The 26,091-nt window shown below is 71.7% G+C and carries 20 protein-coding genes; 12 read left to right on the top strand and 8 right to left on the bottom strand.

The annotated features are described in order from the left end of the window. Nucleotide 1: 1 nt before the first annotated feature. The 11 genes from ACQHII_RS31345 to ACQHII_RS31295 all read left to right on the top strand — a co-directional run bounded on the left by ACQHII_RS31345 (nucleotide 2) and on the right by ACQHII_RS31295 (nucleotide 15,539). Complete coding sequence (locus tag ACQHII_RS31345) at nucleotides 2–943, top strand: carbohydrate ABC transporter permease (RefSeq protein ID WP_262058107.1); 942 nt, start codon at nucleotides 2–4, stop codon at nucleotides 941–943. A 2-nt stretch (nucleotides 944–945) separates the two neighbouring features. Continuing rightward, a complete protein-coding gene (locus ACQHII_RS31340; protein ID WP_427922422.1) occupies nucleotides 946–1,839 on the top strand; it encodes a carbohydrate ABC transporter permease in 894 nt (297 codons plus the stop codon). Between the two features lie 6 nt (nucleotides 1,840–1,845). Continuing rightward, the gene (locus ACQHII_RS31335) at nucleotides 1,846–3,111 is read left to right on the top strand and encodes a 6-phospho-beta-glucosidase (RefSeq protein ID WP_427922421.1); all 1,266 of its coding nucleotides are present in this window, start codon (nucleotides 1,846–1,848) and stop codon (nucleotides 3,109–3,111) included. Next, a complete protein-coding gene (locus ACQHII_RS31330; RefSeq protein ID WP_427922420.1) occupies nucleotides 3,102–4,073 on the top strand; it encodes an N-acetylglucosamine kinase in 972 nt (323 codons plus the stop codon). The genes ACQHII_RS31335 and ACQHII_RS31330 overlap by 10 nt, the downstream gene beginning before the upstream one ends. A 185-nt stretch (nucleotides 4,074–4,258) precedes the next feature. Next, nucleotides 4,259–5,704 (top strand): hypothetical protein, encoded by a 1,446-nt coding sequence (locus ACQHII_RS31325; protein ID WP_427922419.1) that lies wholly within the window; start codon nucleotides 4,259–4,261, stop codon nucleotides 5,702–5,704. A 14-nt stretch (nucleotides 5,705–5,718) separates the two neighbouring features. Then, nucleotides 5,719–6,777, top strand: a complete 1,059-nt coding sequence (locus ACQHII_RS31320; RefSeq protein ID WP_427922418.1) for a glutamate ABC transporter substrate-binding protein — start codon at nucleotides 5,719–5,721, stop codon at nucleotides 6,775–6,777. A gap of 69 nt (nucleotides 6,778–6,846) precedes the next feature. Continuing rightward, a complete protein-coding gene (locus tag ACQHII_RS31315) occupies nucleotides 6,847–8,178 on the top strand; it encodes a hypothetical protein (RefSeq protein WP_427922417.1) in 1,332 nt (443 codons plus the stop codon). A 26-nt stretch (nucleotides 8,179–8,204) separates the two neighbouring features. Further along, nucleotides 8,205–10,736 carry a tetratricopeptide repeat protein gene (locus tag ACQHII_RS31310; RefSeq protein WP_427922416.1) on the top strand — a complete coding sequence of 844 codons (2,532 nt, stop codon included), beginning with the start codon at nucleotides 8,205–8,207 and terminating at the stop codon, nucleotides 10,734–10,736. Beyond that, nucleotides 10,737–12,095, top strand: a complete 1,359-nt coding sequence (locus tag ACQHII_RS31305; protein WP_427922415.1) for a PP2C family serine/threonine-protein phosphatase — start codon at nucleotides 10,737–10,739, stop codon at nucleotides 12,093–12,095. A gap of 98 nt (nucleotides 12,096–12,193) precedes the next feature. Continuing rightward, entirely contained in the window at nucleotides 12,194–13,540 is a 1,347-nt protein-coding gene (locus ACQHII_RS31300) for a vWA domain-containing protein (protein WP_427922414.1), read from the top strand. A 61-nt stretch (nucleotides 13,541–13,601) separates the two neighbouring features. Continuing rightward, nucleotides 13,602–15,539: an FHA domain-containing protein gene (locus tag ACQHII_RS31295; RefSeq protein WP_427922413.1), complete on the top strand. Its 1,938-nt coding sequence runs from the start codon at nucleotides 13,602–13,604 to the stop codon at nucleotides 15,537–15,539. An 18-nt stretch (nucleotides 15,540–15,557) separates the two neighbouring features. On the opposite strand, the gene ACQHII_RS31290 is transcribed toward ACQHII_RS31295, so the two are convergent. Continuing rightward, nucleotides 15,558–16,523 carry a methyltransferase domain-containing protein gene (locus ACQHII_RS31290; RefSeq protein ID WP_427922412.1) on the bottom strand — a complete coding sequence of 322 codons (966 nt, stop codon included), beginning with the start codon at nucleotides 16,521–16,523 and terminating at the stop codon, nucleotides 15,558–15,560. A 154-nt stretch (nucleotides 16,524–16,677) separates the two neighbouring features. Between ACQHII_RS31290 and ACQHII_RS31285 the strand changes: the two genes are divergently transcribed. Then, nucleotides 16,678–17,082 (top strand): globin, encoded by a 405-nt coding sequence (locus tag ACQHII_RS31285; protein WP_427922411.1) that lies wholly within the window; start codon nucleotides 16,678–16,680, stop codon nucleotides 17,080–17,082. Between the two features lie 90 nt (nucleotides 17,083–17,172). Here the strand turns inward: ACQHII_RS31285 and ACQHII_RS31280 are convergent, their stop codons facing one another. The 7 genes from ACQHII_RS31280 to ACQHII_RS31250 form a co-directional block, all read right to left on the bottom strand. Next, complete coding sequence (locus tag ACQHII_RS31280) at nucleotides 17,173–17,841, bottom strand: hypothetical protein (protein WP_427922410.1); 669 nt, start codon at nucleotides 17,839–17,841, stop codon at nucleotides 17,173–17,175. Further along, on the bottom strand, nucleotides 17,838–18,251 hold the full coding sequence (locus ACQHII_RS31275) for an acyl-CoA thioesterase (protein WP_427922409.1): 414 nt from the start codon (nucleotides 18,249–18,251) through the stop codon (nucleotides 17,838–17,840). The genes ACQHII_RS31280 and ACQHII_RS31275 overlap by 4 nt, the downstream gene beginning before the upstream one ends. 5 nt (nucleotides 18,252–18,256) lie before the next feature. Beyond that, nucleotides 18,257–19,921 (bottom strand): energy-dependent translational throttle protein EttA, encoded by a 1,665-nt coding sequence (gene ettA / locus ACQHII_RS31270; protein WP_399118127.1) that lies wholly within the window; start codon nucleotides 19,919–19,921, stop codon nucleotides 18,257–18,259. 130 nt (nucleotides 19,922–20,051) lie between these two features. Continuing rightward, nucleotides 20,052–21,470 carry a Cys-Gln thioester bond-forming surface protein gene (locus ACQHII_RS31265; RefSeq protein WP_427922408.1) on the bottom strand — a complete coding sequence of 473 codons (1,419 nt, stop codon included), beginning with the start codon at nucleotides 21,468–21,470 and terminating at the stop codon, nucleotides 20,052–20,054. A 287-nt stretch (nucleotides 21,471–21,757) separates the two neighbouring features. Then, entirely contained in the window at nucleotides 21,758–22,240 is a 483-nt protein-coding gene (locus tag ACQHII_RS31260; RefSeq protein WP_427922407.1) for a single-stranded DNA-binding protein, read from the bottom strand. 199 nt (nucleotides 22,241–22,439) lie between these two features. Beyond that, nucleotides 22,440–24,410, bottom strand: coding sequence for a GTPase (locus tag ACQHII_RS31255; protein ID WP_427922406.1), 1,971 nt, complete (start codon nucleotides 24,408–24,410; stop codon nucleotides 22,440–22,442). 3 nt (nucleotides 24,411–24,413) lie between these two features. Then, on the bottom strand, nucleotides 24,414–26,021 hold the full coding sequence (locus tag ACQHII_RS31250; RefSeq protein WP_427922405.1) for a dynamin family protein: 1,608 nt from the start codon (nucleotides 26,019–26,021) through the stop codon (nucleotides 24,414–24,416). Between the last annotated feature and the right edge of the window lie 70 nt (nucleotides 26,022–26,091).

Genomic DNA, 26,091 nt, shown 5'->3' with positions numbered 1-26,091 from the left:
CATGAGCACAATCACCCTGGCGTCGAAGCGCCGCAGGTCGGCGCTTCGGACACTCGCCTTCATGTCGCCCTGGCTGATCGGCTTCGCGGTCTTCTTCGCGTATCCGCTGATCTCGACGGTCTATTTCTCCTTCATGCACTACGACGGCTTCAAGCCGCCGACGTGGGTGGGGACGAAGAACTGGACGTACGTCTTCAAGAACTATCCGTACTTCTGGCCCGCGATGCGCAACACCCTGTGGCTGGTCGTGGTGATGGTCTCGCTGCGGGTCGTGTTCGGCCTGGGCGTGGGCCTGTTGATCACCAAGATCAAGACGGCGACGGGCGTGTTCCGGACGCTCTTCTACCTGCCGTACCTCGCTCCGCCGGTCGCGGCGACGATGGCGTTCGCCTTCCTCCTCAACCCCGGTACCGGGCCGGTCAACTCGATCCTGGAGAAGGTCGGCATCCCGGCCCCGGGCTGGTTCAACGACCCCACCTGGTCCAAGCCGGCGCTCACCCTGCTCGCCCTCTGGGGCATCGGCGACCTCATGGTCATCTTCATGGCCGCGCTGCTCGACGTTCCTCAAGAGCAGTACGAGGCGGCCGAGTTGGACGGTGCCTCGGCCTGGCAGCGGTTCCGGTTCGTGACCCTGCCGAACATCTCGCCCATCGTGATGTTCGCCGTGGTCACCGGCGTGATCCAGACCATGCAGTACTACACACAGCCCCTCATCGCCGGGAAGGTCGCGTCCGGTGTCATCCAGGGTGCCGGCACACAGTTCGAGCCCGGCTACCCGGAGAAGTCCACGCTCACCCTTCCCCAGCTCGTCTACAACCTCGGCTTCCAGCGCTTCGACTACGGCTCTGCCTGCGTGGTGGCACTCGTCCTGTTCGCCCTGTCGATGGTGTTCACCGCGTTCCTGATGCGGCGCCGGGGCGGCCTCAATCTGGCAGGTGACTGACCATGGCCCAAGTACTGGACAAGCCCGTGGAGTTGCGGGCCCCGGTGACCCCAGCCGAGCGCACCGCCCGCCGCAAGGCGCTCGTCGAGTGGGTCGCGGTCCACTCGCTCGGTGTCGCCGCCGCGCTCTTCTTCACGCTCCCCTTCGTCTTCGTGTTCCTGACCTCGCTGATGAGCGACAGCCAGGCCCTCAGCCGCGACCTGATCCCGCACACCTGGGAGTGGGGCAACTACCGCAAGGTCTTCGACACCCCGGGCTTCCTCACCTGGTGGAAGAACACGCTGATCTACGCCGGTCTCGGCACCGTCCTGACCGTCGTGTCGTCGATCCCGGTGGCGTACGCGCTCGCCAAGTTCCGCTTCCGGGGCCGGAATCTGTCGCTGATGCTGGTCATCTCGATGATGATGCTGCCGCCGCAGGTCGTGATCATCCCCATGTACCTGTTCTGGGCCAAGCAGTTGGACCTGTCGGGCACGCTGTGGCCGCTGATCATCCCGATGGCGTTCGGGGACGCGTTCTCGATCTTCCTGCTGCGCCAGTTCCTGATGACGATCCCGAACGAGTACCTGGACGCGGCGAAGGTCGACGGCTGCGGTGAACTGCGCACGCTGCTGCGGGTGGTGCTGCCGATGGCCAAGCCGGGCATCGCGGCCGTCGCGCTCTTCCAGTTCTTCTACGCCTGGAACGACTACTTCGGGCCGCAGATCTACGCGTCCGAGAACCCCGGTGCCTGGACCCTGAGTTACGGCCTGGAGTCGTTCAAGGGCGCGCACCACACCGACTGGAATCTCACCATGGCCGCGACCGTGCTGGTCATGGCCCCCGTGATCCTCGTGTTCTTCTTCGCGCAGAAGGCGTTCGTCGAGGGTGTCACGCTCACCGGAGTGAAGGGTTAACCACGTATGAAACTCACCGTGGTCGGCGGAGGCTCGACCTACACACCCGAACTCATCGACGGTTTCGCCCGGTTGAGGGACACCCTGCCCGTCGAGGAACTGGTCCTCGTCGACCCGGCGCCCGAACGCCTGGAGCTGGTGGGCGGGTTGGCCCGCCGGATCTTCGCCAGGCAGGGGCACCCCGGGAAGATCGTGACGACGTCCGACCTGGACGCCGGCGTCGAGGGCGCCGACGCGGTGCTGCTCCAGCTCCGCGTCGGCGGCCAGGCCGCCCGTGAGCAGGACGAGACCTGGCCGCTGGAGTGCGGCTGCGTCGGCCAGGAGACGACCGGCGCGGGCGGCCTCGCCAAGGCGCTGCGGACCGTACCGGTGGTGCTCGACATCGCGGAACGGGTTCGCCATACGAACCCGGACGCCTGGATCATCGACTTCACCAACCCGGTGGGGATCGTGACCCGCGCGCTGCTCCAGGCCGGCCACAAGGCGGTCGGGCTGTGCAACGTGGCGATCGGCTTCCAGCGGAAGTTCGCCGGGCTCCTCGGGGTCGCCCCGACCGATGTGCACCTCGAACACGTGGGCCTCAACCACCTCACCTGGGAGACCGGTGTGCGGCTCGGCGGGCCCGAGGGCGAGAACGTCCTGCCCAAGCTGCTCGGCGAGTTCGGCGACGACATCGCCGCCGACCTGAGCCTGCCCCGGGTGCTCCTCGACCGGCTCGGCGTCGTCCCGTCGTACTACCTGCGCTACTTCTACGCGCACGACGAGGTCGTACGGGAACTCCGCACGAAGCCGTCTCGGGCCTCCCAAGTGGCCGAGATGGAAAGGGAGTTGCTGAAGATGTACGCCGATCCGGCGCTCGACGAGAAGCCCGCGCTGCTCGCCAAGCGCGGGGGCGCCTACTACTCGGAGGCCGCTGTCGACCTGGCCGCCGCGCTGCTCGGCGGGGGCGGGAGTCCCTACCAGGTGGTGAACACGTACAACCGGGGGACGCTGCCGTTCCTGCCGGACGACGCCGTGATCGAGGTGCAGGCGGCCGTCGGCGCGAAGGGCGCGACGCCGCTCGATGTGGCCGAAGTCGATCCGCTGTACGCGGGGTTGACGGCGAATGTGACCGCGTACGAGGACCTCGCCCTGGAGGCCGCGCTGCGCGGTGGCCGGGACCGGGTGTTCCGGGCGCTGCTCTCGCATCCCCTGATCGGCCAGTACGAGTACGCCGAAGCCCTGACCGACCAGCTGATCGCGCACAACCGGGAGCACCTCGCGTGGGCCTGACCGCAAGTGTCCTCGCCGTCGACGCGGGCAACAGCAAGACCGACGTCGCGGTCGTGGCGGCCGACGGAGAGATCCTCGCCACGGCCCGCGGCGGCGGGTTCCGGCCCCCGGTCGTGGGCATCGACACGGCCCTGGACGCCCTCGGGGAGACGGTGGCCCGCGCCTTCGCGGACGCGGGCGTGAGCGCGGTCGACCATGTGTCGGCCTGTCTCGCCAACGCCGACTTCCCCGTGGAGGAACAGCAGTTGGCCGGCGCGCTGCACCGGCGCGGGTGGGGTGCGAGCACGGAGGTGCGCAACGACACGTTCGCGGTGCTGCGGGCGGGCATCCCCGAGCCGCGCGGGGTCGCCGTCGTGTGCGGGGCGGGCATCAACTGCGTCGGCATGCGGCCCGACGGCCGTACCGCCCGCTTTCCTGCGATCGGCCGCATCTCCGGTGACTGGGGCGGCGGTTGGGGCCTGGCGGAGGAGGCCCTGTGGCACGCGGCCCGCGCCGAGGACGGCCGCGGCGGTCCCACGGCCCTGGCGCGCACGCTCCCGGCGTACTTCGGCCTGGACTCCATGTACGGCCTGATCCAGGCGCTGCATCTCGAACAGGTCGCGCACGAGCGGCGGCACGAGTTGACACCGGTGCTGTTCGCGACGGCGGCGGACGGCGACCCGGTGGCCCGTTCGATCGTGGACCGGATGGCGGAGGAGGTGGTGGCGATGGCGATGGTCGCGCTGACCCGCCTCGACCTGCTCGACGAGGAGGCTCCGGTGCTGCTCGGCGGGAGCGTCCTCGCCGCCCGGCACAGCCAACTGGACGACCGGATAAGGGAGTTGCTGGCCGCCCGGGCACCCAAGGCGGTGGCGACGGTGGTCACCGCGCGGCCGGTCCTCGGCGCGGTGCTGCTGGGGCTGGACCACGTGGGCGTTCCGGCCGAGGCGCATGTGCGGGCGCGGGGGTACTACGAGCACTGACACCCGGGAACCGAACAGATTCCCACGGCGTATTCATGGACAAGGGGGCGGTGGGGGGCGTTGTGTGGTGCCGGAAATCCGGTCGTCACGCTGCGATCCGATCAAGATCCAGTGAAGGCCCGTGCGGAATGTCAGTCCTGGCGGCGATACTTGCGGCGACGGGATGACCCTGGGGGAGGTCAGCGGTGACACAACCGCCGAAGAGCAGTACGGCGCCACCGGGCTCCGGTGTGCCCACGATGCCCGCGCTGCCGCCGCAGCAGGGCCGGTCGGGGGCGCCCGCGCCCCGGCGTGCGCCGGACACGGCACCCGCGCGCCGTACGGCAATCGCCGAGGGCGTCGACCAGTTGCGCGCGGCCGCCACCACCGAGCCGGGGCGGCTGCGGGCCATCGGCGCGCTGCTGGCCCTGCTGGTGGTCGCGTTCGGCGCCGTCACCGCCTGGCAGACCGACAGCCGCGCCTCGGCGGCCGACGACGTGCTCCACCACAGCCAGCCGCTCAGCTCGGACGCGGCGGACATCTACCGCTCGCTCGCGGACGCCAACACCATGGCGGCCACCGGGTATCTGGCGGGTCTGCAGGAGACGCAGACGACCCGCGACCAGTACGAGAAGGACATCAAGACGGCCGCCGCGAAGCTGGTCACGGCCGCCGCCAACACCGACCCGGGCACGTCGTCCGCGGCCTACATCACGGATCTCAACGAACTCCTGCCGGAGTACAAGGGCCTGGTCGAGTCGGCCCGCGCCAACAACCGGCAGGGCTTCCCGGTGGGCGGCGCCTATCTGCGCGCCGCGAACGACACCATGCAGAACCGGATGCTGCCGACGGCCCAGAAGCTCTACAACAACGAGAACGCGCGGCTGAGCACCGACTACGGGAACGCGACGCCGTACCCGTGGTTCGCGATCGCCCTCGGACTCGTCGCGCTCGGCGGCCTCGCCTGGGCCCAGCGGCGCAACTACCAGCGCACCAACCGGGTGCTGAACCACGGCCTGGTCGCCGCCTCCGCCACCACCGCGGTCGTCCTGCTGTGGGTGGTCGTCGGCCACACCGTCGCCCGCGCGGGCCTCGACGACTCCTACGACCACGGGGTCAAGTCGCTCAACGTGCTGCACGACGCCCGCATCGCCTCCCTGAAGGCCCGCAGCGACGAGAACCTGACGCTGGTCAGCCGCGGCGCGGAGACCCACGAACTCGCGGACGGCACGGTCATGGACGCCTACGACTGGGGCTACGACCAGGAGATCGCCGTGCTGGGCAAGGGCCTGAAACTGGCCGACTCGCTCGCCGACGACTCCGCGGGCCGCGCGCCCGTCGCGGTCGCCAACAAGTCCATGACGGTGTGGATCTCCCGTCACAAGCAGGTCAGCGCGGACAACAACGCGGGCGACTACCAGGCGGCCCGCGACGGTGTCATCGGCAAGGACGGTGCGACGGCCGAGTGCTTCCAGGCGGTGGACGCCTCGCTGGACAAGGCGCTGAAGCACGAGACCAAGGAGTTCCAGCGGTCCGCGGGTGACGGTCTGGACGCCATGACCGGCCTCACCGTCGGCGCCGCGGTGCTCGCCGTGCTCGGCGCGGCCGGCGCCGTGCTGGGCATCGGGCGCAGGCTGTCGGAGTACCGGTGAAAGGGGGCGTGACCATGCGAGCACGCGATGACTTTCTTCGCCGCCTGAGGGCCGTACGGCGCCTGCGGATCAGCCTGCGGGGCTGGGGCGGGGTGGGCGCGATGGCGGTCGTCTGCGTCCTCGCGGTCGCCTTCGTCCTGCTGCTGCCGCTCACCCAGTCGCGCGGCGAGGCGGGCGCGGACGTCGGCGGACAGCGCACCGCCCAGGGCGTCCAGGCCAGGGCCCCCAAGTGCGACGACAGCACCATCCAGAACCAGAGCCCGGCCCCGTCGGACGCCGGTGGCACCACGATCGACGCCATCAAGGCCCGCGGCGTCCTGAAGGTGGGCGTCGACCAGAACAGCTACCGCTGGGGCTACCGCGACCCGAACAGTTCCGAGGGTGACCTGGCGGGCTTCGACATCGACATCGCCAGGGCCATCGCCAAGGACATCTTCGGCAGCGCCTACACCGACAAGAGCATCCAGTTCCTGGCGATCCCGACCAACGAGCGCATCCCGGCGATCCAGGACAAGCGCGTCGACATGGTCGTCCGCACCATGACGATCACCTGCAAGCGCGCCGGGCAAGTCGCCTTCTCCGCCCCGTACTTCGTCACCGGCCAGCAGGTCCTCGCCCCGAAGGTGTCGACGATCACGGGCTACAACGACACCCTCGCGAACAAGCGGGTCTGCTCAGCGGCGACCTCCACGGCGAACGACCGTCTGAACGACGACAAGGGCCACAAGATCCCCGCCAGCGTCACGATCATGCCTCCCGTGCCCAACCAGCTGGACTGTCTGGTGAAGCTCCAACTCGGCGAGGCCGACGCGGTGGTGACCGACGGCGCGCTCGCCGCCAGCCAGGCCGCGCAGGACCCGACCGTGGAGCTGAAGGGCAGCCCCTTCACCACCGAGTACTACGGCGTGGCGATGAACCTGAAGGCCACCGATCTGGTACGCCGGGTCAACCGAATACTAGAGACCTACCGCACCAGCCCCAGCGGCTGGCGGGCGTCGTACGACAAGTGGCTGCTGCCCACCCTGCGCGCCGACTCGAAGTCCGCCAACCCGCCCGTACCGCAGTACAAGTGACGGACCGTCAACCACCGAACGGCACAGACACGGACCACCGACGGAACACAACGCAGCGAGAGGTGATCGATGGGCGTCACGGGACCCCCCGGGCCGGTAATGGACCGGGACGAGGTGGACCGTGCGCTGGCGCGGCTCGGCGCGGAGCACGAGGCCATCGAGACCTCGCTCCTCGCCCTCCAGGACCACGCGGGCCGCAGACTCCTCGAAGGCGCCGAGCTCACCGGCACGACCAAGGAGCGCTGGGCGACCACCGATTCGTCGATCACCCTGCTGTGGGCGTACTTCGACGCGTACACGGACGCGTTCCACGCCGCCCAGAGCATCCGCTCCCGGCGCCGCTGGTCCAGCCGTGAGGACCTGGTCGAGCTGACCGAGCTGCTGCGCGGCGAGTCCGTCACGGTCGCCGGATCCACCACGGCGACGGCCAACGCCCCGACGCTGACGGGCGGTTCGAGCAAGCTGAGCCACCAGTTCTCGCTGAGCGCGCTGGTGGACGAGATGAACGAGCTGTACGCGACCTCTCTCGACATGGTCGTCACGTCCGACGCGGTGTGGTCCGCGCTGCCCGCCCGGATCGATTTACTGGCCGCGGAGTTGCAGCGCACCCGGCAGCTGGCCCACTCGGTCGGCGTCCGCCCGGGCGAGCATCCGGCGGGCGACGACCTGGAGCGCATCACCACCACCCTGACCGAGCTGCGCGAGCGGGTCATCTCCGACCCGCTGGCCTTCTGGGTGCGGGCGCAGGGCAGTTCGGCCCCCGGCGGCGGCCGGCCCGACACCACGGTCTACGACCGGGAGGCGCGCGCGCTGGAGGAGGTGCGCCGCGAGATCGACGCGGTGCTGACCGTCCGGCAGGACGCGGAGGCCCGGCTGGTGAAGCTGCGGGACGTGCTGTCCCGCGCGGACCGCACGCTCGCCGAGGCGCGCACCGCGCGCGGTGAGGTCCTCGCGAAGATCGCGGCCACGGAGGTGCCGGTCGTCAGCGGCCCGCCGACGGTGCTCCAGGAGCAGCTGTCGACGGCCGCGGAGTACCGCAGACACGCCCAGTGGCACCGCCTTTCGCCGCTCCTGGAGTCCCTGGAGCAGAAGGCGGAGGACGAACTGCTGCGCGCCCGCGAGTCGTTGACGGCGGTCACCCAGCCGCTGGCGGTCCGCGCGGAGCTGCGCGGCCGCCTCGACGCGTACAAGGCGAAGGTCGCCCGGCACGGCCTCGCGGAGGACCCGTTCCTCATCGAGCGGTACGACGCGGCGCGCCGCATGCTGTGGAGCGCGCCCTGCGACCTGCGCGTCGCGGAACAGGCGGTGCTGCGCTACCAGCACGCCGCCGCCGAGCAGTTGAGCGCTTCGCGGACCCGGCCGCAGGGCGGTCCCGAGGACCAGAGGGGGCCGGGCGCGTGAGTGACGAGGGAGAAGCGGGGTCGGTCATGAGTGAGGCACAGCGGAAGTGTCAGCGGCCCGGCTGCGAGGGGTCGTACGAGGACGTGGGCGGCGGCGAGCTGTACTGCGACACCTGCGGTCTCGCGCCGGTGGTGGCGGCCGACGGAGCGCTGGGTTCGCCGCCCACCGGGATGACCGGCGGCAAGGGGGGCTCGCGCGGTTCGGGCAGCAGTTCCCGTTCCAGCAGCCGCAGTTCGCGTACGTCGTCGCAGTCGTCGAAGTCGCGGCGCTCGGTGTCGGGCAGGCTCTCGCGCTCGGTGTCGGGGCGGTCGTCGGGCCGCTCGGTGTCGGTGCGCAGCTCCGGTTCGTCCTCGGCGTCCTCGACGCGCGGCCGGCTCGGGGTCGGCCTGGTGCAGGTGCCGGACGTGCCGCGGCCCGACCCGCGCGCGATGGTGCTGGAGAACCCGGAGGTGCCCGAGCGCAAGCGGTTCTGCTCGCGCTCGGACTGCGGTGCGCCGGTGGGGCGTTCGCGCGGCGAGAGCCCGGGGCGCACGGAGGGGTTCTGCACCAAGTGCGGCAACCCGTACTCGTTCACGCCCAAGCTGACCGGCGGGGACGTCGTGCACGGCCAGTACGAGGTCGTGGGCTGTCTGGCGCACGGCGGCCTCGGCTGGGTCTATCTCGCCGTGGACCGCGCGGTCTCCGACCGCTGGGTGGTGCTCAAGGGCCTCCTCGACACCGGCGACGAGGACGCGATGGCCGCCGCGATCTCCGAGCGGCGCTTCCTCGCCGAGATCGAGCACTCGAACATCGTGCGGATCTACAACTTCGTGGAGCACCTGGACCAGCGGACGGGTTCGCTGGACGGGTACATCGTCATGGAGTACGTCGGCGGCAAGTCCCTGAAGGAGATCGCCAACGACCGCCGTACGGCGACCGGGAAGCGCGATCCGCTGCCGGTGGAGCAGGCCTGCGCCTACGGCATCGAGGCCCTTGAGGCGCTCGGCCATCTGCACAGCCGCAACCTGCTGTACTGCGACTTCAAGGTCGACAACGCGATCCAGACCGAGGACCAGCTCAAGCTGATCGACATGGGCGCGGTGCGCAGAATGGACGACGAGGAGTCGGCCATCTACGGCACGGTGGGCTACCAGGCGCCCGAGGTCGCGGAGGTCGGCCCGTCGGTGGCGTCCGACATCTACACCGTCGGCCGCACCCTGGCCGTCCTCACCTTCGACTTCCAGGGCTACACGAACGTCTTCGTGGACTCGCTGCCCGACCCGGACAACATCGAGGTGTTCCGGCGCTACGAGTCGTTCTACCGGCTCCTGGTGCGCGCCACCGACCCGGACCCGGCCCGCCGGTTCGCCTCCGCGCAGGAGATGGCCGAGCAGCTGACCGGGGTGCTGCGGGAGGTCGTCTCGCTCCAGACCGGCCGTGCGCGCCCGTCCCTGTCCACCCTGTTCGGGCCCGAACTCAGGGTCACGGACACGGAGTTGTTCCCGAAGCTGGACGGGGACGTGTCGCTGCTGGGGGCGCGGGTGGTGCGGCCCGGGAAGAAGGCGGCCCCGCGCACCGACGCGGCGCTGCCGGCCGCCGCCAACGGGGCGGTCAACGGCCCGGCGGGTGTCACCCCGGACATCGTCAAGCAGGTCGACTCCCCCGCCGTGGCCCTCGCCCTGCCCGTGCCGCACGTCGACCCGACGGACCCCAACGCGGGCTTCCTGGCCGGGCTGATGACGACCGCGGCGACCGAACTGCTCGGCGCCCTCGCGTCCGCGCCCTCGCCGTCCGTGGAGACCCGGCTGCGGCAGATCAGGGCCTGGCTGGAGAACGGCGACTCGTACACCGCGCTGGAGGCCCTGGCGAAGGTGGAGGACGAGCGGCCGGACGACTGGCGGGTGGTCTGGTACCGGGGCGTGGCCGCTCTCGCGACCCGCGACTACGAGGCCGCCGCGCTCTCCTTCGACGCGATCTACGACGCCTTCCCGGGCGAACCCGCGCCGAAGCTGGCGCTCGGCCTCTGCGCCGAGGTCCTGGGCCAGCTGGACAACGCGGCCGAGTACTACCACCTGGTGTGGTCGACCGACCCGAGCTATGTGAGCGCGGCCTTCGGCCTGGCCCGCGTCCAGCTCGCGACCGGCGACCGCGCGGGCTCCGTACAGACGCTGGAGTCGGTGTCGGAGGCCTCGATCCACTACACGGCCGCGCGGGTGGCCGCCGTACGGGCGCGGCTTCGGCGGCGGATCGCGACGGCGGGCGACACGCCGTTCCTGGACGATCTGACCGCGTCCGCCGGACAGGTGGAAGCACTGGAGGGATACGGCCTGGACGCGGTGCGGCGCGAGCAGTTGTCGGCCGAGGTCCTCGGCTGCGCCCTCGACTGGATACTCTCCGGAGGCCAGGGTTCCGTGCCGCCGACGCGGCCGGAGCTGCTCGGCAACGAGCTGGACGAGCGGGGACTCCGCTTCGGCCTGGAGCGTTCGTACCGCACGCTGGCCCGGCTGGCGCGGGGCGGCGAGGAGAGGATCGACCTGGTGGAACGTGCCAACCGTTACCGCCCCCGGACGTGGGTGTAGTTGATGTCCCAGATGCCCCAGCTGTCCGCGTGCCCGAGCTGCGAGGAACCGCTCGAATCGGGTGACCGCTTCTGCGGTGCGTGCGGGTACGACCTGTCGGCCGCGCCCGCGCCGCCGGACGACCACCCGACGCTGACCATGAACGGCGCGGGTTCGCTCCCTCCCGAGGAGGCCACGGACGTGACCTGGCCCGTGGTCCCCCAGCCGGAGGGCGCCGAGACCGCGCCGACGGTCCATCTGCCCACCGACCTGGCGGGCACCGACTCGGGCGGCACCCCGCTGCCGTCCAACCTTCTGCCGTCCAACTCCCCGCTGCCGCCGACCGGTTCACCGGTCTCCCCGGCCACGGGCGTACGGTTCGACCGGCCGCCGGAGCCCGACGAGTACCCGCTCCAGGCACCGGACCCGCGGGTCGCCGCCGAGCTGCCCACCCCGGCCGAGGGCACCAAGGTGTGCGTGGCCTGCCGGTCGGGCCGGGTCGATCCGGACGGCTACTGCGAGAACTGCGGGCACGCCCAGCCCCGCGAACGCGACCACATGGAACAGGAGTCGGGCCCGCTCGCGGCGGTCAGCGACCGCGGGCTGCGCCACCATCGCAACGAGGACGCCTTCGCCGTAGGACAGTGCGCACTGCCCGACGGGGCGCCCGCGCTGGTCGCGGTCGTGTGCGACGGGGTGTCCTCGGCGACCCGGCCGGACGCGGCCTCGCTGGCCGCGTCGCAGAAGGCGGGCGAGTCGCTGCTGGCCGCGCTGCCGCAGGGCACGCATCCGCAGCAGGCGATGCACGACGCGATCATCGCGGCCTCGCACGCGGTCAACTCCCTTGCCGAGGAGCCCGCGACGGCCCGCGAGCACGCCCCGCACCAGAACGCGCCGGCCTGCACCCTGGTCGCCTCCGTCGTCACCCCGGCGCTGCTCGTCATCGGCTGGGTCGGCGACAGCCGCGCCTACTGGATCCCGGTGGACCGCAGTTCGCCGCCGGCCCGGCTCACCGAGGACGACTCGTGGGCCGCGCAGATGGTCGCCGCGGGCCTGATGAGCGAGGCGGAGGCCTACGCCGACGAGCGCGCCCACGCGATCACCGGCTGGCTCGGCGCGGACGCGTACGAACTGGAGCCGCACACGGCTTCCTTCAAGCCGGACCGGCCGGGTGTAGTGGTGGTGTGCACGGACGGCCTGTGGAACTACGCGGAGTCGGCCGAGGAGATGGCCGAGGTCGTGCCCCCCGATGCCATGGTCCGCCCGCTGCACAGCGCCCAGGTCCTGGTCGGCCACGCGCTGGACGGCGGGGGCCACGACAACGTAACAGTGGCCGTCGTGCCGTTCCCGGCCCCGCCGCAAGGGGCAGTAATCGGCTGAGGCCACACAAACGGGGACGGTCTCGGACCGGAGGGGACCGGTCCGCTCATAGTCATCGCCCCATTCAGGTGGGGCACTTGAGGGGGATCAGAGTAGGCATGGCCAATTTCTCGAAGTCGAACGTGCCGCAGTTCTCGGTGGACGTGTACCAGAACGAGTACCTGCCCGAGGGCGGCCGGGAGGTCAACGCGATCGTCACCGTGACCTCGACCGGCGGCGGCACCGTGGGGAGCGCGGTCGCCGCGCCCCATCTGTACTCGCCCGGGCAGGGCCCGGACGCGGCCGTGGCGATCATGGTCGACTGCTCGGGGTCGATGGACTACCCGCCGACCAAGATGCGCAACGCGCGGGACGCAACGGCCGCCGCGATCGACACCCTGCGCGACGGGGTGCACTTCGCGGTGATCGGCGGCACGCACATCGCCAAAGAGGTCTATCCGGGCAACGGGCGGCTCGCGGTCGCCGACTCCACCACCCGCGACCAGGCCAAGCAGGCGCTGCGCAAGCTGAGCGCGGGCGGCGGCACCGCGATCGGCACCTGGCTGCGCCTCGCCGACCGGCTGCTGTCCTCGGCGGACGTCTCCATACGCCACGGAATCGTGCTCACCGACGGCCGCAACGAGCACGAGGCGCCGGAGGACCTGAAGGCCGCCCTCGACGCCTGCGCCGGACGCTTCACCTGTGACGCCCGCGGTGTCGGCACCGACTGGGAAGTGAAAGAAGTCACAGGGATCGCCTCCGCGCTGCTCGGCACCGCCGACATCGTCGCCGACCCGGCCAACCTCGCCGCCGACTTCACGAAGATGATGGAGACGGCGATGGGCAAGGAGGTCGCGGACGTCGCGCTGCGGCTGTGGACGCCGGTGGGCACGGCCATCAAGTTCGTCAAGCAAGTCGCGCCCCGGGTCGAGGAGTTGACCGACCGCCGCACCGAGGCGGGCCCGCGCGCCGGGGACTACCCCACCGGGTCCTGGGGAGACGAGTCCCGTGACTACCACGTCTGCGTCGAGGTCCCCGAGGCCGGCATCGGCCAGGAGATGCTCGCCGCCCGCGTTTCGCTGGTCGTCCCGCAGCCCGACGGAACAACTCAGAACCTGGGCGCCCAGGGGCTGGTGAAGGCCGTGTGGACCGACGACATGGTGGCCTCCACGTCCATCAACCCCCAGGTCGCGCACTACACCGGCCAGGCCGAACTGGCCGAAGTCATCCAACAAGGGCTCGATCTCCGCAAATCGGGTGATGTCGACGGAGCAACGGCCAAACTGGGACGGGCCGTTCAGCTCGCCAGCGTCTCCGGAAACGCGGATACTGCGAAACTGCTTGCGAAGGTGGTGGACGTGGTCGATGCCGCGGCGGGTACTGTGCGACTGAAGGCGAAGGTCGCGGAGGCCGACGAGATGACTCTCGAGACACGGTCCACAAAGACTGTTCGTGTAAAGAAGTGACCTAGCCAGTACGACCTGGTTCGACCAAGCCTGACCCTGTGAGAAAGGGGGACGCGCCGACATGCCGACCTGCCCGAACGGACACCAGTCGGGTTCCGACGACTGGTGCGAGGTCTGCGGTCACCGCATGGCCGGTGCCGTACCCCCGCCCCCTCCACCGCCCCCCGGCGGCGGCTACGGCTTCCCGCCGCCCGCGCGCCCGAACGCCGAGGCGGAGCTCTGCCCGCAGTGCCGCACACCCCGTGAGGGCGGTGCGCCCTTCTGCGAGGAGTGCCGGTGGAACTTCCTCACCAACACGGCGACCTCCTACACCCCGGCGGCCCCGCGCCCGTCGAACCCCGGCCCGAGCCCGGCGGCCCGCTTCCAGCAGCCGCCGCCCGGTCCGACGTACGGCGGTGACTCCTACGAGTACCAGGGCTCGCGCCCGTCACAGGTGAACCGCCCGGCCGAGCCCATACCCTTCGGCAGCGAGCCGACCAACCGGTCCGGGAGGCCCGGCGGTGCCGGTGGGCCCGGCGGCGCCGGCGGTCCCGCGGGACCCGGCGGACCCGGCGGACCGGGCGCTCCTGGGGGTCCTGGGGGTCCGAACGGCCCCGGCGGCTTCGGCGGGGAGCGGCAGCAGCAGGGCGGCCCCGGCGGCGCACAGGGCTTCGGCGGCGAACGCCAGGGCGGACCGGGCGCTCCCGGCGGCCCGGGCGCGCAGGGCTTCGGCGGCGAGCGGCAGGGCGGTCCCGGTGGGCCCGGTGCTCCCGGTGGCCAGGGTTCGCAGGGCTTCGGCAACGATCGCCAAGGTGGCCCCGGCGGCCCCGGCGGCTCGCAGGGTTTCGGCGGCGAGCGACAGGGCGGCCCCGGCGGTCCGGCTGCCTTCGGCGGCGAGCGGCAGGGCGGCGGTCCCGGCAACCCGTCGGGCTTCGGCGGGGAACGTCAGGGCGGTGGGCCCGGTGGCCCCAGCAGCTCCTCCGGCTTCGGCGGTGAGCGCCAGGGCGGCGGTCCCGCGCCCTTCGGCGGCAACGACCCGTCCGGTCCGCCGCGGCCGTTCGGCAACGAGCCCTCCGGCCCGCCCCCGCCGCCCTTCGGCAACGAGGCGTCCGGCCGGCGGCCGTTCGGCAACGAGCAACCTCCGGGCCCCGGCGGCCAGTTCGGCAGCGAGCGACCCGGCCAGGGCGACTTCGGCGGTGGCCGTCCCGGTGCCTTCGGCGGCGAGCGGCAGGGCCCGCCCGCACCGTTCGGCGACCCCTCGAACCCGCAGGGTCCCTCCAACTTCGGTCCCGACCGCTCGCGGCCGGTTCCGCCGCCGCCCGGCCCGACCCCGTCCGCGGGCCCGGGTCAGACCAGCGGCGCCCCGCAGGCGTTCCAGCAGTCCGCCCCTCCGGCCCCGCCCGGGTTCCCGCAGGAGACGAGCCGTCCGCAGCAGGGCGGCCCGTCCTTCGGCGGCGGTGACGACGACTGGGTGATCTCCCCGCCGACCCCCGGCTCCCCGGGCGGTCCCGGTGGCCCAGGCGGTCCCGGACAGGGCGGTGGCGGCTACGGCTACCCGCAGCCCGGTTCCACCCAGGCCCCGCCCCCGCCCCGCCCGGCGTACCAGCAGCAGCCGACGACGTGGCTGGCGACGATCGGCCCGGACCGCGAGTACTTCATGGCGATGATGCAGCGCTCGGGCCCGGAGGCCGCGGGTCTCAACCTGCCCGCGTACTCCCCCGAGCAGCAGCGCCAGCTCACCGGCAACCAGATCACCATCGGCCGCCGCCGGCACTCCACCGGCGAGTCCCCCGACATCGACCTGTCGGTGCCGCCGGAGGACCCGGGCGTCTCGCACCAGCACGCGGTACTGGTCCAGCAGCCCGACGGCAGCTGGGCGGTCGTCGACCAGAACTCGACGAACGGTACGACGGTCAACGGCGGCGAGGAGCCCATCCAGCCCTTCGTGCCGGTGCCGTTGCAGGACGGGGACCGGGTGCACGTCGGCGCCTGGACGACGATCACGGTCCGCAGGGGCTGAGGCTGAGGCTGACAGGCGTCAGCGGAGGGGCCAGCTGTACGGCCCCTCCGGGTCGTCCAGCCACGCCCGCACCCGGCCGCCGGCGACCGTGACGCCGTAGCGCTCGCGCCCCGGCCTCCCTTCGCGCTCCCACAACTCGCGGGCCTCCTGCGGGTCGAGGGCGCCGTGGGTGAGGGTGAGCAGGAAGCGGAAGAGCTCGTGGTCGCCGGACCGGTGCGGGATCTCGTCCGCCGGGTCGGGACCGGTGCCGCGCAGTGGCACGAAGTACGCGGCCGTGTCCAGGAAGCCGCCCTCCGCGTGCTCGGCGTCCCGCACGGTGAGCGCGATCAGTCCGGTGGCGAGCGGCGCCAGGACACGGGCTCCGGGGCTGCACTGGGCGAGCCAGGCGGGCGGCACCGAGGGCAGGGCGCAGGTCGCGATGATCCGGTCGTAGGGCGCGTGCTCGGGCACTCCGCGGGCACCGTCGCCGGTGACGACTCTCGGGCGGTACCCGGCGCCGGCGAGATGGGTGCGCGCGGACTCGGTGATCTCCGGCTCCAGGTCGACGGTGGTCACCAGGCCGTCGCCGAGCCGGTGGGCGAGCAGCGCCGCGTTGTAGCCGGTGCCCGCGCCGATCTCCAGCACCCGGCTGCCGTCCGTCACCGCCAGCTCGACGAGCATCCTGGCCATCAGCGAGGGCTGGCTGCTCGACGACACCAGCTCGCCGTCGCGCAGCCGGGTGGCCAGCGGTGCGTCGTCGTACACCCCGCGCAGCCAGCGCTCCCGGACGCGCGGGTCGGGGCTGGCGCCCCACAGCCGCTCGTAGCCGCCGGCGACACCGACGTAGTAGTACGGCACGAAGAGATGCCGCGGCACCGCCTCGAACACCGCCCGCCACCCCGGGTCCGCGTCCCACGCCCCGCTCAGCCCGATCCGCCGCACCAGCTCCGCCCGCGCGGGGCCGGCCACGGCGTCCAGTTCCCTGCCGGGAGCGTGTGTGCCCATACGTCCACTGTCCTGCGGCAGGGCCGGGGAGGCGAGCGGTCCCCTCGGACGAAGCGGTCCCCTCGGACGAAGCGGTCCCCTCGGACGAAGCGGTCCCCTCGGCCAAGGTCCTAAGTCCGAAGTCCTCCGCCACGGCGTCTGAGACCATGGGAGCGTGAAAGAGATTCGGCGCGGCACGCTTCAGGAGCAGACCTTCTACGAGCAGGTCGGCGGGGAGGAGACCTTCCGTCGGCTCGTTCACCGTTTCTACGAGGGTGTCGCCGGGGACCCGCTGCTGAAGCCCATGTATCCGGAGGAGGACCTGGGCCCGGCCGAGGAGCGCCTGACTCTCTTCCTGATCCAGTACTGGGGCGGTCCCACGACGTACAGCGACAACCGCGGCCACCCGCGGCTGCGCATGCGCCACGCCCCGTTCCAGGTCGACCAGGCCGCGCACGACGCCTGGCTGAGGCACATGCGGGTCGCCGTGGACGAACTCCGCCTGTCCGAGGAACACGAGCACACGCTGTGGAACTACCTGACGTACGCGGCCGCTTCGATGGTGAACACAGCGGGCTGAGCGCGGAGGGCTGCGCACGGGAGGTTGAGCACCGGGGCTGAGTACGGGGAGCTGAACGCCCTTTGTCCTGCGGGGAGTTGAACGGCGCGCTCAGCGCACGCTGACGCCGAGTGCGCCGACTCCCGCCCTGCGGACGGCAATCGAGCCGTACGGCGTGCGCAGCCGGAGCCACGCGCCGGACGAGAAGAGGCCCGGCTCCCCGCCGGGGCGCAGGAATCCGAGCGACTGGGCCGCGTGCACCGCACGCACCGGCAGCGAGGTGTCGCCGACCGTCCGGGACCAGATCTCCCGCCCTATGCGGTCGAGTTCGGTTCGGGTACGGCCCTCCGGCGCCAACTCCTGCGTACGGGACCGGAATTCGGCGACCCCGGCGGCGATCATCCCGCGCAGCGCCTGTGGTTCCGGCAGCCCGGACTCGGGGGCCCAGCCGCCGCGCGGCGGCAGCACCCCGGCCCACGGCGGGCCGGTCACCGCGGCCGGTACCCGGGCCGTGGCCGCCGACTCGTCGAGGGACTCCAGGAGTTCACCGGCGGAGACGGTCACGTCGAGCGTGGCGTCGAGGCCGTTCTCGTACGGCTTGGCGAGGCGCACCGCGCGGATGGCGAGCACCTCGAAGGACGGCGGACGCCCGAAGACGGCGAGGGCCGTGCCGGCCGCCTGGAGGCGGACGGCGGCGCCGCGGTCGTAGTGCAGCAGCCGGGAGAGGAAGGCCGCGAGATCCGCCGCCTCCCCTTCGTCGGCGAGGTGGAGGACCGTCATGCGGCGACGGCCTCCTCCTCGGTGTCGTCCCGGTATCCCTCCAGGAACTCCCGTTCCTCCGCGGTGATCCGGCGCGGTCGCTGTGTCTCGAAGTCGAACGGCACGACGATCGTGGAGGCCCGTACGTAGACCAGGTCGTCGTCCTTCACCTCGTAGGTGATGGTGAAGGACGCCGCCCTGATCTCGGTGATCCACAGCTCGATGTCGACCGGGTGGTGCCGGTGGACGAGCTGGCGTTTGTAGTCGATCTCGTGGCGTGCCACTACCGAGCCCTGCTTGAAATCCTTTTCCGGGCGGAACAGGAAGTCGATGCGGGCTTCTTCCAGGTAGCGGATGAAGACCGCGTTGTTGACGTGGCCGTACGCGTCCATGTCCGACCAGCGCAGTGGGCAGCGGTAGATGTGGCGCAAGAAGATCAGCCCCGGGTCAGCTTCTTGTAGGTGGCGCGGTGCGGACGCGCGGCGTCCGGGCCGAGCCGCTCGACCTTGTTCTTCTCGTAGGACTCGAAGTTGCCCTCGAACCAGAACCACTTGGAGTCACCCTCGTAGGCGAGGATGTGCGTGGCGACCCGGTCGAGGAACCAGCGGTCGTGGGAGACGACCACGGCCGCACCCGGGAACTCCAGGAGCGCGTTCTCCAGCGAGCCCAGGGTCTCGACGTCGAGGTCGTTCGTCGGCTCGTCGAGGAGCAGCAGGTTGCCGCCCTGCTTGAGGGTGAGCGCGAGGTTGAGGCGGTTGCGCTCACCTCCGGAGAGGACGCCGGCCGGCTTCTGCTGGTCGGGGCCCTTGAAGCCGAACGCGGAGACGTAGGCGCGGGAGGGCATCTCGACCTGGCCGACGTTGATGTAGTCCAGTTCGTCCGAGACGACGGCCCACAGCGACTTCTTGGGGTCGATGTTCTCGCGGCTCTGGTCGACGTAGGAGATCTTGACGGTCTCGCCGACCTTGATGGAGCCGGAGTCCGGGGTCTCCAGGCCCTGGATCATCTTGAAGAGGGTCGTCTTGCCGGCGCCGTTCGGGCCGATGACGCCCACGATGCCGTTGCGCGGCAGCGTGAAGGAGAGGTCGTCGATGAGGACCTTGTCGCCGAAGGCCTTGGAGAGGTTGCTGACCTCGACGACGATCGAGCCCAGGCGCGGGCCCGGCGGGATCTGGATCTCCTCGAAGTCCAGCTTCCGCATCTTGTCCGCCTCGGCGGCCATCTCCTCGTAGCGCGACAGTCGCGCCTTGGACTTGGCCTGACGCCCCTTGGCGTTGGAGCGGACCCAGTCCAGCTCCTCCTTCAGACGCTTCGCGCGCTTGGCGTCCTTCTGGCCCTCGACCTTGAGGCGGGAGGCCTTCTTGTCGAGGTAGGTGGAGTAGTTGCCCTCGTAGGGGTGGGCTCGGCCGCGGTCGAGTTCGAGGATCCACTCGGCGACGTTGTCCAGGAAGTACCGGTCGTGGGTGACGGCGACGACGGTGCCGGGGTACTTCGCGAGGTGCTGCTCCAGCCACTGGACGGACTCGGCGTCCAGGTGGTTGGTGGGCTCGTCGAGGAGCAGCAGGTCGGGCGCTTCGAGCAGCAGCTTGCAGAGCGCGACGCGGCGGCGCTCACCACCGGAGAGGTTGGTGACGGGCCAGTCGCCGGGCGGGCAGCCCAGGGCGTCCATGGCCTGCTCCAGCTGCGTGTCCAGGTCCCACGCGTTCGCGTGGTCGAGGTCCTCCTGGAGCTTGCCCATCTCGTCGAGCAGGGCGTCGGAGTAGTCGGTCGCCATCAGCTCGGCGACCTCGTTGAACCGCTTGAGCTTGCCCATGATCTCGGCGGCGCCGTCCTGCACGTTCTCCAGGACCGTCTTCGACTCGTCGAGCGGGGGCTCCTGGAGCAGCATGCCGACGCTGTACCCCGGCGACAGGAAGGCGTCGCCGTTGGAGGGCTGCTCGAGGCCCGCCATGATCTTGAGAACGGTGGACTTACCGGCACCGTTAGGTCCGACCACACCGATCTTCGCGCCGGGCAGGAAGCTCAGCGTCACATCGTCAAGGATGACCTTGTCGCCGTGCGCCTTGCGCGTCTTGCGCATGGTGTAGATGTACTCAGCCAAGAGAAACCGTCCGGCAGCTTGAAATCTGGAGTGGGCAGATGTAGTCCATCTTGCCTGACCCCTGCCCCTCGGGGGAAACGCGTATGGACGAGGGGGCTGTGAGCTGGGGCTCGGCCGTGTGCTGTACCGCTCAGCCCTGCTGTCCGGGCTTGCGGTCCCGCAGCAGGATCAGGGCGGTGGCACCGATGCCGACCAGGCCGAGGGCGACGACCGTGATCATCGGGGTGATGGCGGAGCCGCCCGTCTCGGCGAGGTTGGTGTCGGCGGCGGTGCCGCCCACCGTGGCGGGGCTGGGCTCGCTGAGCGTCTGGGTCACGGTGCCGCCCGCGTCGCTCTGCGTCCGGCAGTCGAGGACCCCGGCGAACCGCTTCTCGTAGCCGTGCGGCGCCGTGATCGTGAAGTCGTACGCCTGGTCCTCCTGGAGCGGGATCGTCACCGTCTGCGACTCCCCGGCGTCGATGCCGTGCTCGACCCCCATGAGCGTGAACGTGAACGTCTCGTCGCCCTCGTTGGCCGCCGTGATGTCCACGCCGCCCGCGACACAGTTCTTCCGCGCCGACAGTGCCGGTACGGCCCCCGTCTTCGCCCAGTCCGCGTCGGCGGCGGCGGAGACCGTCGACTCGCTGGAGCCGGCGAGGATCTGTGTCTGGCTCCGGTTCTCGGAGGTGAAGGCCCGGCCGACGGGCACGGTCGTGGAGGCCTGCACGGTCAGCTCGGCCGATCCGGCCGCCGCGTCCTCGGGGACGTCGAAGAAGACCTGGCTGCCGTTCGCCGCGGACGTGACGGCCTTGCCGTCCTTGTCGACGATCCGCACCCCGGTGGTGGCGGCGTCCGCGGGCGGGCTCACCGTCACCCCGTTCGCGTTGGTGTGCACCGTCACCGGGCCGAGCCGCTCGCCGGGGTGGCCGGAGACCGCGGGCGGGTCGAGGGTCAGCGAGGCCTGCGGCTCCGCGACGTCACGCGCGCTCTTCTGCAAGTAGTCCGCGAGCTTCTCCGCCTGCGGGTCGACCGCGTCGACGTCGGCGCCGTCCGAGTAGCGCCAGATGGCGACCTGGGTGCCGGCCGCCGCGTCGCTCTCGGTCAGGCCCTTGGTGCCGGCCTTCGCGGAGAGCGCCGCGAGGTCGTTCACCTGCGGGTAGGAGTGCTGGAGGATCCAACGGATCTTGCCCGCGCTCTTGTTGGTGCCCAGCGACGTGCCGCTCCACGCGGTCTCGTGGTACTTGGCGTCGCGCTGGGTGGGGTTCTGGAGATCGACGCAGTACGTCTGGAGGGTGCCGCCGCCGTCCACGGACATCTCGAACAGGCCCGCGGAGACCTGCACATCGCTGCCGCCGGCGTCGTGGATCACGGCGTCGCCGTACGTCTTGAGCCCGCCTATCGTGGCCGTCGCCCCACCCTGGGTCTGCGGTGTCTCGTCGGCCACGGCCGGGCCCGCACCGGCCAGCACAGCGGCGGCGGCGAGTCCGCACGCCCAGGTCGCGGCGACGAGGCGCACGGTGCCCCGGCCACGTGGTGACAGCGCGGAGAAGACAGACAACGCAGAAGACACGGAATTCCCCTTCGAGCAGGACCCATGGGCGTGGGGGCGTGGCGTGGTCCCACCAGCAGAATCTGTAGCGCCGAGAGCTGTGCCCGAGCTATGTCCGGCATCCTAAGGAGGCTGGCGCACCACGTTCTCCAGTCGGGTGATCCGATAACCGTTCCGAATCGGAATCGTTATCGCCAAGATCACCCGCGAGCATGGCTTATCGATAAATCCACCGAGCCATTCGGAACGCATTCATCGATAAGCCGCGGAAAAGCCGTAGTTCGATCAGCTCGGGGCATTCACTGACATCACGTCACCACGACGGGCTCGGCCTGCCGCTGCCGGTCCTGTCGCTCGGTGGCGTCGGCGGAATCCCCGGCCGGGGTCTCCCAGTCGGGCTCGGGCCGGGGCGGAGAGGCCGCCGTGTCCGGCCTGTTGGCCCGCCGGAAGGCCGAGGTGCCGCGCGCCAGGTCGTGGCCGATCGCCACGGCGTCGAGGTCCGTCCAGGACCGGTTCGGCTGCCCCTCCCGCGCCTCCTCGCGCACCTTCAACCGGCCCTGGACGACGACCGGGTCACCGACCGTCAGCGACGCCGCCACGTTCGTGGCCAGCTGCCGGTTGGCCCACACCGTGAAGAAGTTGGTGTGGCCGTCCGTCCAGACGCTCTTCTCGCGGTCCCAGTACCGCGAGGTCACCGCGAGCCGGAACCGCGCCGACGGTCCCGCCGCCAACTCCCGGTACACCGGCGGTGTCGCCACGTTGCCCACCGCGCAGACCATGGTTTCGTTCATCGCACATCCCTCCCTCACCCGACCGCGACGGCCGGGCGGAAACGCGTACGGGCCCGTCCCGTACGGCTGCAGTCAGACTGCCTCCGCCGAGCCGGGCCCGCCGATCGCTGTGCACCGCCGCCCACCTGTGGAAAACCTCGTCACCCGGACGAGCGAACGACGTTCGGACCGAGGTTCACCCGGCCAGGACGCCCGCCGTTCACCCGGCCCCGACGCCCGCCCCCGTGACCCTCGCGTACTGCTCCCGCACCTCCCGGTACCGCAGCAGCTCGGCGGCCAGCGGATCGAGCACCCGCGCCCGGCCGCAGCCCGCCGCGGCCTCCCGCAACCGCCGCTCGGCGTCGAGGCCGTAGCGCCGGGCGGGGCCGCGGGCCGCCATCCGGCAGCTCCACTCGACGAGCGGGCCGCCGATGATGCCGGCCACCATCAGCAGCACCGGCACCCCCAGGTTCGGCGCCATGAACCCGATGATCTGGCCCAACAGCCAGAGCCCGCCGACGACTTGGAGGATCGTCATGGACGCCTGCGCCAGTACGGCCGCCGGCCACCACCCCGGCCGCGGCGGGCGCCCCACCGGCAGCCCGGCCCGCGCCGCCAGCTCGTCGAGCGCCTCGGGCAGCCCCTGCGCCCCGCGTACGGCCGCCTCCCGCACCGCCTGCGCCCAGGGCGCGGGCAGCCCGCCGGAGGCCCGGTCGGCGACGGTGCGGACCGCCTGTTCGACGCGCTGGCGTGCCGTGGCCTCCTCGTCCGCCTGGGCGCGGACGGGCAGTCGGCCGGTGGTCGGTTCGCGCCGGTCGCTGTACCAGCGCCACAGCCGCAGCCAGGGCGTGCCGCAGGCCCGGTTGGCGTTGCGCAGCCAGGCGCGTTCGGCCGCCTCGCCCGCCGCGGTGGCGCCCACCGAGTCCGCGAGCCGCGCGGCGAACTCGTCCCGCGCCTCCTCGCTGAGCCCGGTCCGCCGCCCCGTGGCGTAGACGGGCCGCAGTCTCCAGGCGGCCGCGTCAACATCGGCTGAAATTCGCCGTGCCGCCGCTCCACGATCCGCCACGAACTGGCCCAGAACCTCGCGCAGTTCGGGGATGCCGTCGCCGGTGAGCGCGGACAGGGACAGCACGGTCGCACCGGGTTCGCCGTACTCCCCCAGCGCGATCCCGTCCTCGTCGAGCAGCCGCCGCAGATCGTCGAGGACCTGGTCGGCGGCCTCCCCGGGGAGCCGATCGATCTGGTTGAGGACGACGAACATGACCTCCGCGTGGCCCGCCATCGGCCGCAGGTAGCGCTCATGGAGGATCGCGTCGGCGTACTTCTCCGGGTCGACGACCCAGATGACCGCGTCGACGAGCGCCAGCACCCGGTCGACCTGCTCGCGGTGGGCGACGGCCGCCGAGTCGTGGTCGGGCAGGTCCACCAGGACGAGCCCGCGCAACTGGGCCTCCATCTCGGCGCTCTGGAGGGGGCGCCTGCGCAGCCGCCCCGGGATGCCGAGCCGGTCGATGAGGGTGGCCGCGCCGTCGCTCCAGCTGCACGCGATGGGCGCGGCGGTGGTGGGCCGTCGTACGCCCGTCTCCGAAATGGCCACTCCGGCGAGCGCGTTGAAGAGCTGCGACTTGCCGCTGCCGGTGGCGCCCGCGATGGCGACCACGGTGTGCTGCCCTGAGAGCCTGCGCCGCGCGGCGGCCTCGTCGAGGACCCGCCCCGCCTCCGCCAGGGTCCCGCTGTCGAGCCGGGTCCTGGAGAGCCCCACCAGCTCGCGCAGCGCGTCGAGACGGGACCGTAGCGGCCCGTCGTACGCCAACGGGGCCGGGACCTGGGCGGGGTGCGCCGTCTGCTGCCCCCGGGAGGCCCTGATCTCCACGGCGGCGGCCTGCTGCGCGGCGGTGGCCTCGTTGACCCGCCGCGCGATGAGCCCGTCGTCCCAGGAGCCGGTCGGCTCTTCGGGGTCCGCGGGGTTCGTCGGGTCCACGGCCGCCTTGGATTCCGTAGGGCCGGAGGTGCCGTCGGCCCGCACGCGCGCGTGGCCGTCGGTGTCCTCCTGGTCGCCGATTTCCTGTGCGGCCTCTACGGGGGAGGGATTTTCAGGGCGCTCGTCCTTAACGTCCGCGTCGCGGCCGTCGTCGGCGTGATCGGCGTGGTCCATCTCGTCCGTGTGGTCCTGGTCAGTGACGGCAGTCACCGGTCACCTCTCCTTCTGCAGTACGGACAGCGCGGCGATGAGTTCGGCCTGGGGTTCGGGGTGCACGTCGAGGGCGTCGAGCGGGGCGAGCCGCCGTTCGCGCTCGGTGTGCACGACCCGGTCCAGGTGGTCGTTGAGGAGCCGCCCGGCCCGGTCGCGCAGCCGCAGCGCCCCGTGGGCGCCGATCCGCTCGGCGAGCCCCTCCCCCGCGGACCTCGCTCTACGGCCGCCCAGCAGCGCGGTGGCGACGAGGGCGGCGACCACCTCGGGGTCGGGCGCGATGCTCCGGTCGAGGTCGGCGACCTCCTCCTCGGCGTACTCCTCCAGCTCGCGCCGCCACCGCCGTACGGCCATCCCGATGCGGTGCTCGGCGCTCTCCAGCGAGGGGTCGCGGTCGGTGAGCTCGGGGGCGCTCGCGGCCGGTTCGCGGCGCCAGGCGTCGTCGACGCGTTCGTCGGCGGCCGCGACGGCGCACAGGAGCAGGGCGGCGAGGCTTTCGGCAAGGGCGTCGAGGAGTTCGCCGGCGGAGCAGTCGAGCGGGAAGGCGCGCCAGCGCTTCAACGCGTCCCCGGCGAGCACGGCCCCGCCCTGCAACCGGCCCCGCACGCGCGCGTGCTCGCTGTCGTACGCCCCGTCGACGGCGGCCGTGAGCCGCAGCGCGGCGGCGTACTGGGCCGCGGCGGCACCGGCCAGCTCGGGCATCCGCGACTTGAGCGAGTCGAGGACGCCGTAGGCCGTGCGGGCCATCGACTGGTGCCGGGCCCCGGGGTCCTGGGCCTGCTGCACGAGCCAACTCCGCAGTGTCGCCACGGCGCTGGCCGGGAGCAGGCCCCCGCCCCAGGCGGACTCCGGGAGTTCGGGCACAGTGAAGCGCGGTACGTCGCCGAGTCCGGCCTTGGCGAGCAGGGCGCCGTACTGCCTGGACACCTCGGACACCACCTGGTGGGGGACCCGGTCGAGGACGGTCACCAGGGTCGCGTTGTGCTCCTTGGCGCTGCGCAGCAGATGCCAGGGCACGGCGTCGGCGTAGCGGGCGGCCGTGGTGACCATCACCCAGATGTCGGCGGCGCAGATCAGTTCGGCGGCCAGCACCCGGTTGTCGGCGACCAGGGAGTCGATGTCGGGCGCGTCCAGGAGGGCGATTCCGCGCGGGAGGGAGTCGGCGGTCTCGACCCGCAGCACGCGCATACCGTCCTCACCGGGGAGGAGCAACTCGTCCCCCGGGTCCTGATGGGGCACCCACACGCGCGTGAGGTCGGGCAGCACGCGCATCCCGCTGAACCAGTGATGGTCCTCCGGGTGGCAGACCAGCACCGGTGTGCGGGTCGTCGGGCGCAGCACGCCGGCCTCGCTGACCCGGCGCCCCACAAGGGAGTTGACGAGCGTCGACTTGCCCGCGCCGGTGGAACCGCCGACCACTGCCAGCAGGGGCGCTTCGGGCTCTTTCAGGCGGGGCACCAGATAGTCGTCGAGCTGGGCGAGCAGTTCGTCGCGGTTGGCACGCGCGCGTGGAGCCCCCGCCAGGGGCAGCGGGAAGCGTGCGGCGGCGACACGGTCGCGCAGGGCGGAGAGTGCGTCGAGCAGCTGAGGCCGTACGTCCAAGGTCACCACATGTGAAGAATGCCCAATTTTGGGGGAATTCTGAAGCATATGAGCATGTCTGCGCGCCGACAGAACACAA

Source organism: Streptomyces sp. cg40 (genome assembly GCF_050320165.1).
In the GTDB taxonomy this organism is placed as follows: domain Bacteria; phylum Actinomycetota; class Actinomycetes; order Streptomycetales; family Streptomycetaceae; genus Streptomyces; species Streptomyces hokutonensis.
The sequence above is the reverse complement of the archived record's forward strand: the minus strand, read 5'-3'. Positions and strand labels throughout refer to the sequence as shown.